Origin of the sequence: Pseudomonas syringae group sp. J309-1 (assembly GCF_032582135.1) — a bacterium.
Lineage (GTDB): Bacteria > Pseudomonadota > Gammaproteobacteria > Pseudomonadales > Pseudomonadaceae > Aquipseudomonas > Aquipseudomonas quasicaspiana.
The window spans coordinates 42,401-57,053 of the sequence record NZ_JAWHNU010000001.1 but is presented as its reverse complement, the minus strand read 5'-3'; the positions used below and the strand labels follow the sequence as shown (position 1 = coordinate 57,053).

Here is a 14,653-nt window from a genome sequence, read left to right as displayed (position 1 = left end):
CCGAGCGGCTGACGCCTTGTCACTGACAGGTAGGTCCAGCCGCCAGCAGCATGGATGAAACGGATGAACTGGAACGGTATAAATTTGCGGTGGGCTTATACCGATCTGTTGCTCAGCCTCAGTCGGCAGACGCGTTGCGTTCACAGCGCCTACGATATTCTTCACGACGCCTTCATCCGCTACATGCTGGCGAGCCAGCGAATCACCATTGAGCAGCCTAACGCCTACTTGCGGCGTGTTGCCCACAGCGTGCTGATCGATCATTACCGCGACGCCTCTCGTTACATGCCCCTTTACGATGACGAAGGTGCATGCCTGACGCATGGCAACGTAAATGAAGAGTTCGCCCCATCAGCCGAGCACCTCGCCGATTTACAGCAGCGTCTTGAAGCCTTGCAACGCATTCTGGATTGCCTGCCGCCACGCTGCCGTGAGGTATTCTGGCTGGCCCGTATCGAGGGTCACCGTCAGGCGCATATTGCCAGTCTGCTCAATATCAGTCTGAGCATGGTTGAGCGTCACCTGATGCGTGCATTGCTCGATCTGCGAGCTGCCCGTGAGACTCTTTGTCCGTGAGTTCGCCCCGTGAACAGGCGGCACGCTGGTTTACCCGATTGCTCGATGTTCCTGAAGATCATCCTGATCGCGCACGATTCGAGGTATGGATGCGTGCCGATGCCCAACACCGGGTTGAATATCAGGCCTTCTGCGAGTTGTGGGGCGATTTCACCTCAACCCGCAAAACGCAGGCACTGGCTCAGTCGATGGAGAAGCGCAGCAGTCGCCGCGTTTTCATGCGCAACGGCTTGCTGGGGCTGAGCGGATTACTCGTCGCTGGTCTGGCGTGGCGGTACGGGAGTCGCACCGGGGCTTACGAACAACAGTTTTTTACGCGCCGTGGCGAGCAACTGAAAGAGCGTTTACCCGATGGCAGCGAGATTGTTCTGGGGGCCAATACTCGTGTGCAGGTGCGCTACGAAGGGCTGCAGCGGCAGGTTTTCCTGATGCAGGGCGAAGTCATTTTTGACGTGGTCCATGCTGCCGATCGCCCATTCATCGTAGATGCAGGGTTGGCGCGGGTAACGGTGCTAGGGACGCGTTTTGTGGTTAACAGACTTGATGACCGTCTGCGCGTCAGCGTGGAGAGGGGCAAGGTTCAGCTCGACGGTGATGCCGCAAGTCTGCAGCTGACACAGGATCAAGTGGGTGAAATTCGTCGCGACCAGCCATTACGACGCCTGGTCATTCCCGCAACCAATGCGTTTGCATTCGAGCGAGGCCGCTTGATCTTCACGCAGGCGGATCTGGCCGAAATCGCTGAAAGCATTTCCCGCTATCGTGAACAGCCGGTACGTAGTATCACGGGAAAGAAATCGCCGTTGATCACGGCCGTGGTGCAGCTGTCCGACATCGACAGCTTCCTGTCGGCGTTGCCGAAAATCGCGGCCGTCGAGGTCGAGCAGAGTAACGGCGTTACCCAGCTACGTGCACGATAAGGGACGGCCGAAAATAATTCTCGTTTGCACATCAGGATTTTTATCCGTTACCGCGTCATTAGGTATCTGCTGCCTATAACGAGAAACCTCATGTTTAGTCATCCCCTGAAGAATCTTGCGGTTGCCATGTCTCTGGCCCTGGCGGCCCACGCAATGGCTGCACCTGTTTCCCTTGATCTACCCTCGCAGCCTTTGGCGACATCGCTCAGGCAACTGGGAGAAACCGCAGGCCTGACCATTGCGGTCGATGACGGCATTGTTGCCCAGCGCAACGCGCCTGCTATCAAGGGTAATCTTGAGCCTCTGGATGCGCTCCGGCGTTTGCTCGACGGGAGTGGCCTGACCTATCAAAAGCAGGGTTCGACGCTGATTGTTTCACCGCGCAACGATTCAGCCATCGAGCTGGGCGCGACGAGTATTCAGGGGCAGGGCATGGGGGAGGCAACGGAAAACTCGGGCTCCTATACCACCGGCCTGACCAGCGTTGGCTCGAAAACCCCGACCAGTTTGCGGCAGACACCGCAGTCGATTTCGATTGTCAGCCAGCAGTTGATGGCCGATCAGCAGATGGCGGATATAAACGACGCGATGCGGGCGACACCTGGCCTTAGTGTGCAGAACGACACCTACCGGACCTCGTACATCCTGTCCCGCGGTTTCAAGCTGGAAAACTTCCAGCTTGATGGCGCTGCCCCCATGGCACAGGGCAGTGCGGTTGGAAGTTTTTACTCTTCCAACATTTTAGACCTGGCTGAATTCGATCACATTGAAGTTCTACGTGGCTCGGCTGCCCTGTTCGGAGGAACCGGCGATCCGGGCGGCATCGTCAACATGGTGCGCAAGCGCCCGCTGGATACATTCCAGCTGAAACTGACCGCATCCGCAGGCAGTTGGGACAACTACCGTCAAGAACTGGATGTCACCGGCCCCATAGCCTTCGACGGCAAGTTGCGCGGCCGTATGGTGGTCGCCAATACGGATCGACAGTACTTCATCGATAACCGCAGCACGGAAAAACCTCTTGTTTACGGGGTGATGGAAGCTGATGTCACCGACGACACGATGCTCACTGCCGGATTCCGCTACAACAAGTCTCACGAAAATGGCACGCAAACATCGGTGCCGCGATATCTGGACGGCTCCGATATCGGCTTGTCTCGCAGCGCCAGCCTCGGCACAAAATGGGGTTATACCGATGTCACCGGGCGTGAGGTTTTTGCCAAGATCGACCACAAGTTATCGGACGACTGGAAGGTCAACGTCTCCTATACCGACCTTTGGGATGTCGGTTATTTCAAAACCTCGACAGTGCTTGGGGTAGGTGTCAATCCTGCGACAGGCGCAGGTTTGAGCTGGAACAGCAGCACTTCCAAACAAGAAAACCAGCAGCGGATGTGGGATGCCAACCTGGCGGGCAAATTCGAGCTGTTCGGCCTTGAACACGACATAGTAGTGGGCGGCGACTATCAGGAAATCAACAGCCGCTGGCTCGGCGCTACTCGCGTTCCAGGCGGTGCTCTGAATCCCTTCGATCCCGATAGCACCCCGTTCCCTGAGCCAGCTGACAATACCAATTACAGCCGTGACTACAGCCCGAACGATCAGACGCAGTATGGTTTGTATGGCAGCCTGCGCTTGCAGCTGGCCGAGCCGCTGCATTTGATTCTCGGCGCCCGGGTTCAGCGCTTTAAATTCGATCAGCTTTACCAGACCCGATCAGGAAACACCTGGACAACCCAGTCGGATATTTCCATGCGCGAACCCACCAAGGTCACGCCGTATGGCGGTCTGGTGTATGACCTCAATGACGAGTGGTCGGTGTACGGCAGTTATTCTGAAATCTACAAGCCACAGGCCAGTTTGCGAGACGGCCAGGGCAACGCGCTGGAAGCCATGCAGGGCAAGACGTACGAGACAGGCCTGAAAGGCGAATTGTTTGGAGGAAGCGTCAATACCAACGTCGCGTTGTATTACACCACTCGAGAAAATCAGGGCGTCCGTGACCCAGGCTATCCACAAAATGATTTCGATTTTGCAGGCAGTTGCTGCTACGTCAGCAACGGCGAGGTGGTGAGCAAGGGCATCGATATGGAGGTATCGGGTGAAGTCATGCCGGACTGGATGTTGATGGCTGGCTACACCTTCAACATGAACCGCAATAAAGATGCAGATGCCCCACTCAGCACCATGACGCCCAAGCACCTGTTCAAAATGTTCTCGACCTATCGCTTGCCCGGCGTCTTCTCTGATTTCAAGGTGGGTGGTGGCGTAAACCTGCAAAGCTCCAATTACTTCAGTGGCACCGTGACGTCGAACGGAGCGAGCAATGCTTATGACTTTAGTCAGTCGGGCTATGCCGTCTGGAATGCGTTGGCCGAGTACCGTGTCGACGAGCACTGGACGGTGACCTACAACGCCAACAACATCTTCGACAAAAACTACTACGCGACCGTTGGATCGACGTCCGCCACCAACTGGTACGGCGAACCGCGCAACCACATGCTGACGCTGCGTGGCACGTTCTGGTAACAAGCCATGTTTAATCCGCTGCACCGCGCTGTCGTGCAGCAAACATTGGCCCTGTAGGAGTTCACCGAGATTACGAGGCCAGTGATGGCGGTTTGTCTGACACTCCGCGATCGCTGGCCTCGTAACCTCGGTGAGCTCCTACAGGACAGGTTTAACTCTGGAATATTGCAGTTTTTTTGGTAGGGGCTTCACACCTTTACGGGATATTCGGCATGCAACCGCGCCAACAATTGATCCTTCTCTTCCCACAGCTTATTGATCCACTGCTGGAATTCCAGACGGTACTCGCCGTCCTGATCGTAGTTCTTGCCAATGAAGTGCTGCGGAATCTTGATCTCTTCGAAATGCGCGACCACTTCCCGAACATTGCCGCATAGCAGGTCCCAGTAACCTGGCCGACCCTGCGGGTAATGAATCGTGACGTTGATGATTGACTCCAGCTGTTCACCCATCGCATCCAGTACAAACGCGATTCCGCCTGCCTTGGGCTTGAGCAGATAGCGGAACGGTGATGACTGCGCGGCATGTTTGCCGCTGGTGAACCGGGTGCCTTCAGCGAAGTTGAAAATACCCACCGGGTTGTTGCGGAATTTGGCACAAGTACGGCGTGTGGTCGCCAGGTCCTTGCCTTGCTTTTCCGGGTGTTTCGCAAGATACGCTTTGGAGTAGCGCTTCATGAACGGGAAACCCAGTGCCCACCATGCCAGACCTATGACCGGCACCCAGATCAACTCTTGTTTGAGGAAAAACTTCAACGGGCGAATCCGGCGGTTCAAGACGTACTGCAACACCATGATGTCGACCCAGCTCTGGTGGTTGCTGGTGACCAGATACGAGTGTTCGTAATCCAGGCCTTCCAGACCGCTCAAATGCCAGCGGGTGTGCCCAAGCAGGTTAATCCAGCGATTGTTGTTGGCGATCCACGCTTCGTGAATGTGGCTCATCAGCCAGTCCGTCACGCGTTGAGCGGCAGGGAAGGGCAGGCACAGCTTGAAGATGGCGACGACGAACAGCGGCGTACAACAAACAATGGTGTTCAGCGCCAACAGCAGCGAGGCGATGAAACCGCGCAATGGGGCAGGCAGAAAATCCATACCGGAAGGGCTCCAGAAGAGAGTTCGGATGCTGTCGCCTGGCAGGCGACAGCATCGTGTAAGTATGACGCAGCAGTGTGTCAGGAAAGAGTGGCTGCCTGAATCGCGGTCAACGCGATGGTATAGACGATGTCATCCACCTGTGCTCCACGTGGCAAATCGTTTACCGGCTTGCGCAGGCCTTGCAGCATAGGGCCGATACTCACGCAATCAGCGCTGCGTTGTACCGCCTTGTAGGTGGTATTGCCGGTGTTCAGATCGGGGAATACGAACACATTGGCGCGACCGGCTACGGCGCTGTCAGGTGCCAGTTGCCGGGCGACGTTCTCGTTGGCGGCAGCATCGTATTGCAGCGGCCCGTCGATCAGCAGGTCGCGTTGCGTTTCCTGGGCGAGTTGGGTCGCTTCACGAACCTTTTCCACTTCTTCGCCACTGGCCGAATTGCCGCTGGAGTAACTGATCATCGCGACCCGGGGCGTAATGCCGAAGGCCACTGCGGAGTCGGCACTTTGCAGGGCAATTTCCGCCAGCTCGCTGGCGCTTGGATGCGGGTTCATGATGCAGTCGCCATAGACCAGTACCTGATCCGGAAACAGCATGAAAAAGACCGATGACACCAGCGTGCAGCCCGGTGCGGTCTTGATCAGTTGCAAGGCTGGGCGAATGGTATTGGCGGTGGAGTGGATGACCCCGGAAACCAGCCCGTCGACCTCGTCCAGCGCCAGCATCATGGTGCCGATCACCACCGTGTCTTCCAGCTGCTGTTCAGCCATCGGCGCATTGAGGCTTTTGCTTTTACGCAACTCGACCATGGGCGCGATGTAACGCTCGCGAATCAGATCCGGATCGAGAATCTCAAGGCCCGGCGGCAGTTCGATGCCCTGCGCCTTGGCTACCGAATGGACTTCTTCGGGCTTGGCGAGCAGCACACATCGGGCGATGCCGCGTGCGTGGCAGATCGCGGCGGCCTGAATGGTCAGCGGCTCGCTGCCTTCCGGCAACACGATGCGTTTGTTCGCGGCCTGGGCGCGCTGGATCAATTGATAACGGAACACCGCCGGGGACAGACGCAGTTCTCGCGGGGTCCCACAGCGTTGGTGCAGCCAGTTGGCGTCCAGATGACTGGCGACGAAATCAGTGATGATCTCGGCACGCTCGCGGTCATCAATAGGAATTTCCTTGTTCAATTGATTGAGCTGGGTGGCGGTGTCGTAAGAGCCGGTGCTGACCGACAGAACCGGCAGACCCGCCTGCAAGGCACCGCGACACAGCTCCATGATGCGTGGGTCCGGCACGGTGTCGCTGGTCAGCAGCAAGCCTGCGAGTGGCACGCCGTTCATGGCCGCAAGGCTGACGGCAAGAATGATGTCGTCACGATCACCGGGCGTTACCACCAGCACGCCCGGTTTGAGCAACTGCACGGTATTGAGCACGGTGCGGGCGCAGATAATGATTTTCGACATGCGCCGCTGATCGTAATCGCCGGCATTGATAACCTGCGCGCCGAGCAGTTCGGCCACATCACGAGTACGCGGCGCGTTCAGTTCGGCCTGATAGGGAATGCAGCCCAGCAACCGGAAGTCACCGCTGCGCAACAAAGGCGAATGGTCTTTGAGCCGTGCGGCGAAGGCTTCCATGCTTTCATCGGTGCGGACTTTATTGAGAATCACCCCCAGGACTTTCGGGTCTTTGGGGCCGCCGAACAGTTGAGCCTGCAATTCGACCCGGCCCGAGAGTTCGGCCAGCACTTCGTTCTCCGGCGCGGACACCAGAATCACATCGGCATCCAGACTCTTGGCCAGGTGCAGGTTTACCCGGGCCGCATAACTGGCGTGTCGGGTCGGTACCATGCCTTCAACGATCAACACGTCTTTGCCGACTGCGGCTTGTTGATAGAGGCTGATGATTTCTTCCAGCAACTCATCCAGCTGACCATCGCCGAGCATCCGCTCTACGTGGGACAAGGCCAGTGGTCGTGGCGGATTGAGGCCATGAGTGCGAGCGACCAGCTCGGTAGAGCGCTCCGGGCCCAGATCGCCGGGGTGCGGCTGGGCGATGGGTTTGAAGAAGCCGACTTTCAGCCCGGCACGCTCCAGGGTGCGCACCAGACCAAGGCTGATGGATGTCAGACCCACACCAAAGTCTGTGGGGGCAATAAAGAAAGTCTGCATTCAGGGTTCTCGCTTGAGCAGTACAAGGGCCATGGCGGCGATGGACAGCCAACTGACCGGAAACAGGGCGCTGTCGAATTGCAGCGTCTCAGAGGTGGCTAAGGTTATCGTTATCCGTAGGCTGCGCACACCAGCCACAGCGAAAGCCTTTACCTATTTTTTGCAGCCGTTGTTTTGGATCAAGTACCCAGGCACGTGATTGCCAGGGTGGTTGATGACGCAGGTGCTGAGTGTGTCCGCACGAGAGTATGACCACCCAATGGCCCTCTTCGTCCTGCCGAAAATCTGTAACCGTCGCGTTATCCAATAGGGCCCGTCTGTCTGCGTCTGTCCGTGTTGCGTTCGCTTTCGAGCGATGGCTTGGTTAAACTTGCTCGTTCTTCAATCTTAAGCAAAAGGTCTTGACCCATGCCGATCGCCGCCAATAAGGCTGTCTCCATTGACTATACCCTGACCAATGACGCTGGTGAGGTCATCGACAGTTCCGCTGGCGGCGCGCCGCTGGTTTACCTGCAAGGCGCAGGTAACATCATCCCTGGCCTGGAAAAGGCTCTGGACGGCAAGAATGTTGGTGACGAACTGAAAGTCGCTATCGAGCCGGAAGACGCCTACGGCGAATACTCCGCCGAACTGGTCAGCACCCTGAGCCGCAGCATGTTCGAAGGTGTCGACGAACTGGAAGTGGGCATGCAGTTCCACGCTTCCGGCCCGGACGGCAGCATGCAGATCGTGACTATCCGCGACCTGGACGGCGACGACGTTACCGTTGACGGCAACCACCCGTTGGCCGGTCAGCGCTTGAACTTCGAAGTGAAGATCGTTGATATTCGTGATGCCAGCCAGGAAGAAATCGCCCACGGTCACGTGCATGGCGAAGGTGGTCACCACCATTGATTTGAGCTGCTAAGCTCAGGTAGCTGAAAAGGCGCCCAGGCAGGTTCTGCGCGAACAACTTGGTTCAAGCAGTCTGGCAGGCGCCTTTTTTGTCCGCGGGATTTGAGGGGAGAGTGGGTCATGAGTGCGTTTCACGACATTAAATTGAAGGATCTGGATGGTCAGGAGTTGTCGCTGGCGACCTTCAAGGGGCGAGTGGTTCTGGTCGTCAATGTCGCTTCAAAGTGCGGGCTGACGCCTCAGTACGCGGCGCTCGAGAATCTCTATCAGAAATACAAGGACCAGGGCTTCAGCGTGCTGGGCCTGCCGTGCAACCAGTTTGCCGGGCAGGAGCCAGGTTCTGCGCAGGAAATCCAGGAGTTCTGCAGTCTCAACTATGGCGTGACGTTCCCTTTGGGCGAGAAGCTTGAGGTGAATGATCCTCATCGTCACCAGCTTTACCGCTTGCTGGCCGGTGAAGGCGCAGAGTTTCCAGGCGACATCACCTGGAATTTCGAAAAGTTTCTGGTGGGCAAGAATGGCGCAGTGCTCGCGCGTTTCTCCCCTCGTACAGCACCGGATGATCCGGCTGTGATTCTGGCGATTGATAAAGCGTTGAGTTGATTTAATCCTTGTGGGAGATCGCCCGGTATTCCTGACAGAGCGCTGTCGCGCAGCAAACGGGGCCCAGTAGAAGCGCGCTTGGTCTGGGCCGCATCCGGACGATGCGGTGCTTCAGCGAAAAATGTGTTGCCTGACCCGATGCAATCGCGGGCAAGCGCGCTCCTACAGTTGAAAAGCATTCCAGTCCAGTCCGGATAGTTATTTCATGTTTGATGAGCGCTGCCGAAGGCTGCGATAGCGGGGTTGCCTGATACACCGCTTCGCGGCCGTCTTAACCTCCGTGCGCTCCTACAGCACAGTTGAATTGCCTACATCCTCCGTGTTGCTTCTCAATCCAGATCACCCAGATCAATAGTGCTGTCACCCGCCTGAAACCCCGCCCTATCCTTGATGATTCGAAATGATCACCAAGGAGCCTCGCATGCCGGTCAAAGCCCTGTTCAAACCTTTCCACCTGGGCAGCCTTGAGCTGTCGTCACGTGTGGTCATGGCGCCAATGACCCGTTCCTTCTCGCCCGGCCATGTCCCCAATTCGAAAGTGATCGAGTACTACCGACGCCGCGCTGCAGCAGGTGTCGGCCTGATCATCACTGAAGGCACCACCGTCAATCACAAAGCCTCCAACGGTTACCCGAACGTGCCCCAGTTCTTCGGTGATGCGCCATTGGCTGGCTGGAGGAAAGTGGTCGAGGCGGTGCATGCCGAAGGCGGCAAGATCGTCCCGCAGCTGTGGCATGTGGGTGCCGTGCGCCGTCTGGGAACGGAGCCGGATGCCAGCGTTCCGGCCTACGGTCCGATGGAAAAGCTCAAGGACGGGCAGGTCGTGGTGCATGGCATGAGCCAGCAGGACATTGATGAAGTCATTGCCGCGTTTGCTCAGGCCGCCAAGGACGCTCAAACCATCGGCATGGACGGTGTAGAAATCCATGGCGCCCATGGCTACCTGGTCGATCAGTTCTTTTGGGAGGGCAGTAATCAACGTGACGACGAGTACGGCGGCAGCCTGGCCAACAGATCGCGCTTCGCTATCGAATTGATTAAGGCCGTACGCGCAGCGGTCGGCCCTGATTACCCGATCATCTTTCGTTTTTCACAGTGGAAGCAGCAGGATTACAGCGCGCGTCTGGTGCAAACGCCTGAGGCGCTTGGTGAGTTTTTAAAGCCATTGTCTGACGCTGGCGTGGATATTTTCCACTGCTCAACGCGGCGTTTCTGGGAGCCGGAGTTCGAAGGCTCGGACCTTAATCTGGCCGGCTGGACGAGGAAACTGACCGGCAAACCGACCATTACCGTGGGCAGCGTCGGGCTGGATGGCGAGTTCTTGCAGTTCATGGTCAACACCGACAAGATCGCTCAGCCCGCCAGCCTGGAGAACCTGCTCAAGCGTCTTGGCGATGAAGAGTTTGATCTGGTCGCCGTCGGGCGCGCATTACTGGTCGATCCAGATTGGGCGGTGAAAGTCAGCGAAGGCCGCGAGCAAGACATTCTGCCCTTCAGTCGCGATGCGCTGACCACGCTGGTCTAGCGTTTGAGCTTCAGCTCGGCACCATGGACCGGTTCAGGCTTCGCCGGTTCTGGTGTCGGGCAGGCACTGAGCATTTTGCGCTCGAACAGATCAATGATTGCTCCCCAGCCCTGGCGACTGGCGTGTTGCCGCGCATTAAGGCGCACGCGACGCAAGGTTTCGCTGTCCTCCAGCAACCAGCAGGCTGCATCAATGAAAGCGGCCTCGTCGCCCGGCATGGCCAGCGCGCCATTATGGCCGTGGCGAATATGCTGCCCTGCCGCGGCTTCGTCATAAGCCACGACACCCAGCCCCGACGCCAGCGCCTCCAGCACAACGTTACCGAAGGTCTCGGTCAGGCTCGGGAACAAAAACACATCCCCGGAGGCGTAGTGTTCAGCCAGAGTTTCACCGCGCTGGGTGCCGCAGAAAATAGCCTCCGGAAGTTGCTGTTGCAGCGCTGCGCGTTGCGGGCCGTCACCGACAATCACCATCTTCAACTGGCGTTGCGGGTATTTGTTGCGCAGCGCTTCAAAGGTGGACTTGAGCAGGCAGAGGTTTTTTTCGGTCGCGAGTCTTCCGACATGCAATACGGCGATATCACCGGTGTTCAGCCCCCAGCTTTCGCGCAGTGGCTGCGAGCGTTTCGAAGGATGGAACAGCGCGCTGTCCACCCCGCGTGACAAGAGCTCGATACGTTCGAAGCCCCGTCTTTCAAGCGCTATTTTCTGACTGACACTGGGTACGAGGGTCATCTTGGAGCGGTTGTGAAACCAGCGCAGGTAATGAGTCAGCAGGCGGTTCATGAAGCCCATACCGTATTGCTGGGTGTACTGCGCAAAGTTGGTGTGGAAACCGCTGATCACGGTAATCCCCAGACGTCTCGCCGCCCTCAAGGCAGACAGCCCTAACGGTCCCTCTGTGGCGATATACAGCACGTCCGGACGCTGCCGCTGCCAACGTCGCAGCAGCTTGTGCATTGACGACTGCCCCCATTGCAGCCCCGGATAACCCGGAATCGGCCAGCCGCGGCACAGCATCAAATCATCTGCAGCCAGCCCGACATCGCCAGACTGACGAGGCCGCACCAGCTCGACCCGGTGCCCACGCAGCCGCAGCCCATCGCACAAACGGCCCAGGGTATTGGCAACGCCATTGATCTCGGGGGCGAAGGTTTCAGTAATTAACGTGATGTGAAGAATTTGGCTCATGACAGCCAGTGTCGGCTGCAATGATTTCGGTTATGTGGCGGGAGGGTGATGGATTTGTGACCGGGAGGTGCAGCCGCTCAAAAATGTCACCACCGTTAGCTGATGATTATCTCAGCCCTGTCTCTTATGGTCCTGTCACCAGCCCGCACGCTTTAGAAAATCAGCAGGCATCGTGTCATTGTACTGCCATAGTTTTTTGAGTATTTCCGCCGCTGGAGTACCTTTGGAAAGCTCAGTTTCATAAAGTGATAGTCGGCCGTATTGCCATTCTTTCCAGGTGCTATCGTATTCTGCTTGTACTTCTGGCGTATAAATTTCTCCTGTAGTTACAAGCCTGAGAATGGGGTATTCCGCGATGCTGTAGGCCACTACGCCGAGTGATTCATGGGCGTAATCCCTTACCCGCATGTCGGCGACTTCAGGATTTGACAAAATTTCATTCATTAAGCGATTGCATTCCGTTTTTGTTGAGACGCTCCGGGCGTAGACCGGGGTTTCCACTGAGCGTGTTTTTTCCTTCAGTGTTATTGCGAATGGAGGTTCTTCAAGACTGTTTTTGTTTTGTTGTGAAAACCTGTTAGTTGGTTTGATACTTTCATTAGGTCTGTCAGAGACAGGCCGCCGTTCGATATATCCTGGATTGTTGATGTTCATTGCTGCTCCTGATCCGCATGTCTAGCGTGTAGTCGATAAAACAAACGGTAAAATCCGCGACTCGCCGATTGTTTCCAGCGCCGCAGGCTTTGGTTTGTGCAGGGTGCCTACTGGGTTGAGACTGGTCAGTTGCAGGTGTGAACGCGGTTTGATCTGGCGGCACAATGCGGCGGGCTGTGCTTCGATTTTTTGAGCGGGTTTTGATTGGGTCACGTTATTCAGGATTTTCGCGAACCCTGAGGAGTCTGCCTGTGTGTTTTTCTTCGGCGCGGTTGCAGCATTGGGGTGGACGGGATTTGCCTTGATTTCCATGTTTTGCTCACTCCTTGTTTTATAACTCTCATAGCAACAGCAGTGCCAGATTCTTTCGTGTAGGAAATAGAGTGGTTGCAACTGTTAATGAAATAAGGCGAGATGGAAAACGGAATTATGCTCCTACGTAAACTTCCTACAGAAAGAGTTTTGTAGGAAAACGGCAGGTGTTTGCCATTAACAGGCAATGGTTTGCCGGGCAAGTTTTAGCGGCGTTTTTGTTGTTTGTAGGAAGTGTTGGATAGATGTGTGGGATATTTCTTTTTTATATTAATTTCCGATAAGTTTGGTTGAGCTTGACTTCTTGTGGCGATAATAAAAAAGGCCCAATCAAGGGCCTTTTTATTAGTTTCAGGATTTATGCGTCAGTAACGCTTCTTCACCGCGTTCCCTGACCCAGAATAAAGTCGCGCCAGCGACAGCCGCCGGCATCATCAGGATGTTGACCACCGGGATCAGCAGCGCGACATAAACGATGCCGCCGAAGCTCAGGCTCTGCCAGCGTTTGGCGCGTAGCCAGGCGAGCATTTCATTCCAGCCCAGCTTATGGTTGTCTGCCGGATAGTCGATGTACTGGATCGCCATCATCCAGACCCCGAACAGCAGCCACAACGGCGCGGCAATCAGGTTGACCACGGGGATGAACGACAGAATGAAAAGGGCGATGGCGCGAGGCAGGAAGTAGCCCAGTTTGCGCATTTCCCGGCCAAAGGTGCGTGGCACCATGGCAATCAGTTCACCCCAACTGAAGGGTGGAAAGTCATCAGTGCCGCGGACGACCACTTCCACCTTTTCCGAGAGGAAGCCGTTGAATGGCGCGGCGATGATGTTGGCGAGCATAGTGAAGGTGAAGAACACCATGAATATCACCAGGGCGACGAACAGTGGCCAGAGAATATAGCTGAGGAAGCTCAGCCAGCCTGGCAGTTCGGGCATGAGCGTATCGACCCACATGCTGAACTGATGCATGGCCAGATAGATAAGGCCACCGAACAGCAACAAGTTGATGGTCAGCGGCAGCAGCACAAAAAGACGCAAGCCTGGGCTGAGCACCAGTTTCAGGCCTTCACGCAGATATTGCGGGCCCGAGAGAGCGGGAGCAGGCATGGCAGCCTCCGAATGGTGGAAAACCCGCCGACATTACCGGCTTTACGTGGCGGGTGAAAGCGACCTGGGTTCATCTCGTGCCTCTGACACTGCGCAGTAGATGAGTGATTTGTAGGAGTCGCCCAGGTGCCCCTGACACCACGCTGTCGCGCAGCAAACATAGAACCTGTTCTATGTTTAGCGGGAGCCATGGAGACTGGGGTGATCCTGCTGAAACGAAGCATCTGGGTGACAGCTGACATCGCAGTAACATTCCCATGAGCGTAAAATTTTCCTGCCGGCTTGAATCAAGGGCTTATCGGAATAGGGATTGCCTATGAGGTGGATTGTGAAACGATATTTCCTTAATCTTTGCAGCCCCGATAGGCTGGCCACCAATTTCTCAACCTATCCCTTTCAAATTTGATCCTCCAAGGAGACATCATGAGCGTACTGGTAAACAAACAGGCACCGGATTTCGATTCAGCAGCAGTGCTGGGCGACGGCTCCATCGTTGACAGCTTCAAACTGTCCTCGCTGCGTGGCAAATACGTTGTGCTGTTTTTCTGGCCTCTGGATTTCACCTTCGTTTGCCCTTCGGAAATCATTGCCCACAACAACCGCATCGCTAAGTTCCGCGAGCTGGGTGTTGAAGTGGTAGGTGTTTCCATCGACTCGCAGTTCACTCACTACGCATGGCGCAGCACCCCGGTAGAGAAGGGCGGCATCGGCGAAGTCGAGTTCACCATGGTTGCCGACGTCAAGCACGAGATCACCCGCGCTTACGGCATCGAGCATGATGCTGGCGTTGCACTGCGTGCTTCGTTCCTGATCGACCGTGAAGGCGTTGTTCAACACCAGGTGGTGAACAACCTGCCACTGGGTCGTGACGTTGAAGACATGATCCGTCTGGTCGAAGCGCTGCAGTTCACCGAAGAACACGGCGAAGTTTGCCCAGCGGGCTGGCGTCCGGGTCAAAAAGGCATGAAAGCTGACGCAAAAGGCGTTGCTGATTACCTGGCCGAAAACGCTACTAGCCTGTAACACGTTGCTGCGGCTTCGGTCGCAGCTTCAATATTTTTCAGGATTGCCGTGTTAC

At 56.3% G+C, this 14,653-nt stretch carries 13 protein-coding genes and 1 pseudogene; 7 read left to right on the top strand and 7 right to left on the bottom strand.

Going from position 1 to position 14,653, the window contains the following annotated elements; all coding sequences use genetic code 11:
* Positions 1-63 precede the first annotated feature (63 nt).
* The 3 genes from RX972_RS00265 (at position 64) to RX972_RS00255 (ending at position 4,025) form a co-directional block, all read left to right on the top strand.
* The gene (locus RX972_RS00265; protein WP_049826844.1) at positions 64-576 is read left to right on the top strand and encodes an RNA polymerase sigma factor; all 513 of its coding nucleotides are present in this window, start codon (positions 64-66) and stop codon (positions 574-576) included.
* Entirely contained in the window at positions 573-1,496 is a 924-nt protein-coding gene (locus RX972_RS00260; RefSeq protein ID WP_316872085.1) for a FecR family protein, read from the top strand. The genes RX972_RS00265 and RX972_RS00260 overlap by 4 nt, the downstream gene beginning before the upstream one ends.
* Positions 1,497-1,622: 126 nt before the next feature.
* Positions 1,623-4,025 carry a TonB-dependent siderophore receptor gene (locus tag RX972_RS00255; RefSeq protein WP_410478179.1) on the top strand — a complete coding sequence of 801 codons (2,403 nt, stop codon included), beginning with the start codon at positions 1,623-1,625 and terminating at the stop codon, positions 4,023-4,025.
* A 188-nt stretch (positions 4,026-4,213) separates the two neighbouring features.
* Here RX972_RS00255 and RX972_RS00250 read toward each other — a convergent pair whose 3' ends face one another.
* From RX972_RS00250 to RX972_RS00240, 3 genes and pseudogenes are all read right to left on the bottom strand, one after another.
* The gene (locus RX972_RS00250; protein WP_316872083.1) at positions 4,214-5,119 is read right to left on the bottom strand and encodes an acyltransferase; all 906 of its coding nucleotides are present in this window, start codon (positions 5,117-5,119) and stop codon (positions 4,214-4,216) included.
* Positions 5,120-5,199: 80 nt separating this feature from the next.
* Entirely contained in the window at positions 5,200-7,290 is a 2,091-nt protein-coding gene (gene pta / locus RX972_RS00245) for a phosphate acetyltransferase (protein ID WP_027899552.1), read from the bottom strand.
* A gap of 88 nt (positions 7,291-7,378) precedes the next feature.
* Positions 7,379-7,730, bottom strand: a pseudogene (locus tag RX972_RS00240) (DUF3565 domain-containing protein).
* Here RX972_RS00240 and RX972_RS00235 point away from each other — a divergent pair.
* The 3 genes from RX972_RS00235 (at position 7,699) to RX972_RS00225 (ending at position 10,312) form a co-directional block, all read left to right on the top strand.
* A complete protein-coding gene (locus tag RX972_RS00235) occupies positions 7,699-8,184 on the top strand; it encodes a peptidylprolyl isomerase (protein WP_027899554.1) in 486 nt (161 codons plus the stop codon). The pseudogene RX972_RS00240 and the gene RX972_RS00235 sit on opposite strands and share 32 nt — an antisense overlap.
* A 120-nt stretch (positions 8,185-8,304) precedes the next feature.
* Positions 8,305-8,787 carry a glutathione peroxidase gene (locus RX972_RS00230; RefSeq protein ID WP_316872082.1) on the top strand — a complete coding sequence of 161 codons (483 nt, stop codon included), beginning with the start codon at positions 8,305-8,307 and terminating at the stop codon, positions 8,785-8,787.
* A gap of 421 nt (positions 8,788-9,208) precedes the next feature.
* Complete coding sequence (locus tag RX972_RS00225) at positions 9,209-10,312, top strand: NADH:flavin oxidoreductase (RefSeq protein ID WP_316872081.1); 1,104 nt, start codon at positions 9,209-9,211, stop codon at positions 10,310-10,312.
* On the opposite strand, the gene RX972_RS00220 is transcribed toward RX972_RS00225, so the two are convergent.
* The 4 genes from RX972_RS00220 to cysZ all read right to left on the bottom strand — a co-directional run bounded on the left by RX972_RS00220 (position 10,309) and on the right by cysZ (position 13,575).
* A complete protein-coding gene (locus RX972_RS00220; RefSeq protein ID WP_231677632.1) occupies positions 10,309-11,502 on the bottom strand; it encodes a glycosyltransferase family 4 protein in 1,194 nt (397 codons plus the stop codon). The genes RX972_RS00225 and RX972_RS00220 overlap by 4 nt on opposite strands.
* Positions 11,503-11,637: 135 nt before the next feature.
* A complete protein-coding gene (locus RX972_RS00215) occupies positions 11,638-12,156 on the bottom strand; it encodes a hypothetical protein (protein ID WP_316872079.1) in 519 nt (172 codons plus the stop codon).
* A 21-nt stretch (positions 12,157-12,177) separates the two neighbouring features.
* A complete protein-coding gene (locus RX972_RS00210; protein ID WP_316872078.1) occupies positions 12,178-12,468 on the bottom strand; it encodes a hypothetical protein in 291 nt (96 codons plus the stop codon).
* A gap of 351 nt (positions 12,469-12,819) precedes the next feature.
* Positions 12,820-13,575 carry a sulfate transporter CysZ gene (gene cysZ, locus RX972_RS00205; RefSeq protein WP_231677636.1) on the bottom strand — a complete coding sequence of 252 codons (756 nt, stop codon included), beginning with the start codon at positions 13,573-13,575 and terminating at the stop codon, positions 12,820-12,822.
* A 423-nt stretch (positions 13,576-13,998) separates the two neighbouring features.
* Here cysZ and RX972_RS00200 point away from each other — a divergent pair, with 423 nt between their 5' ends.
* Positions 13,999-14,598: a peroxiredoxin gene (locus RX972_RS00200; protein ID WP_027899561.1), complete on the top strand. Its 600-nt coding sequence runs from the start codon at positions 13,999-14,001 to the stop codon at positions 14,596-14,598.
* Positions 14,599-14,653: the final 55 nt, after the last annotated feature.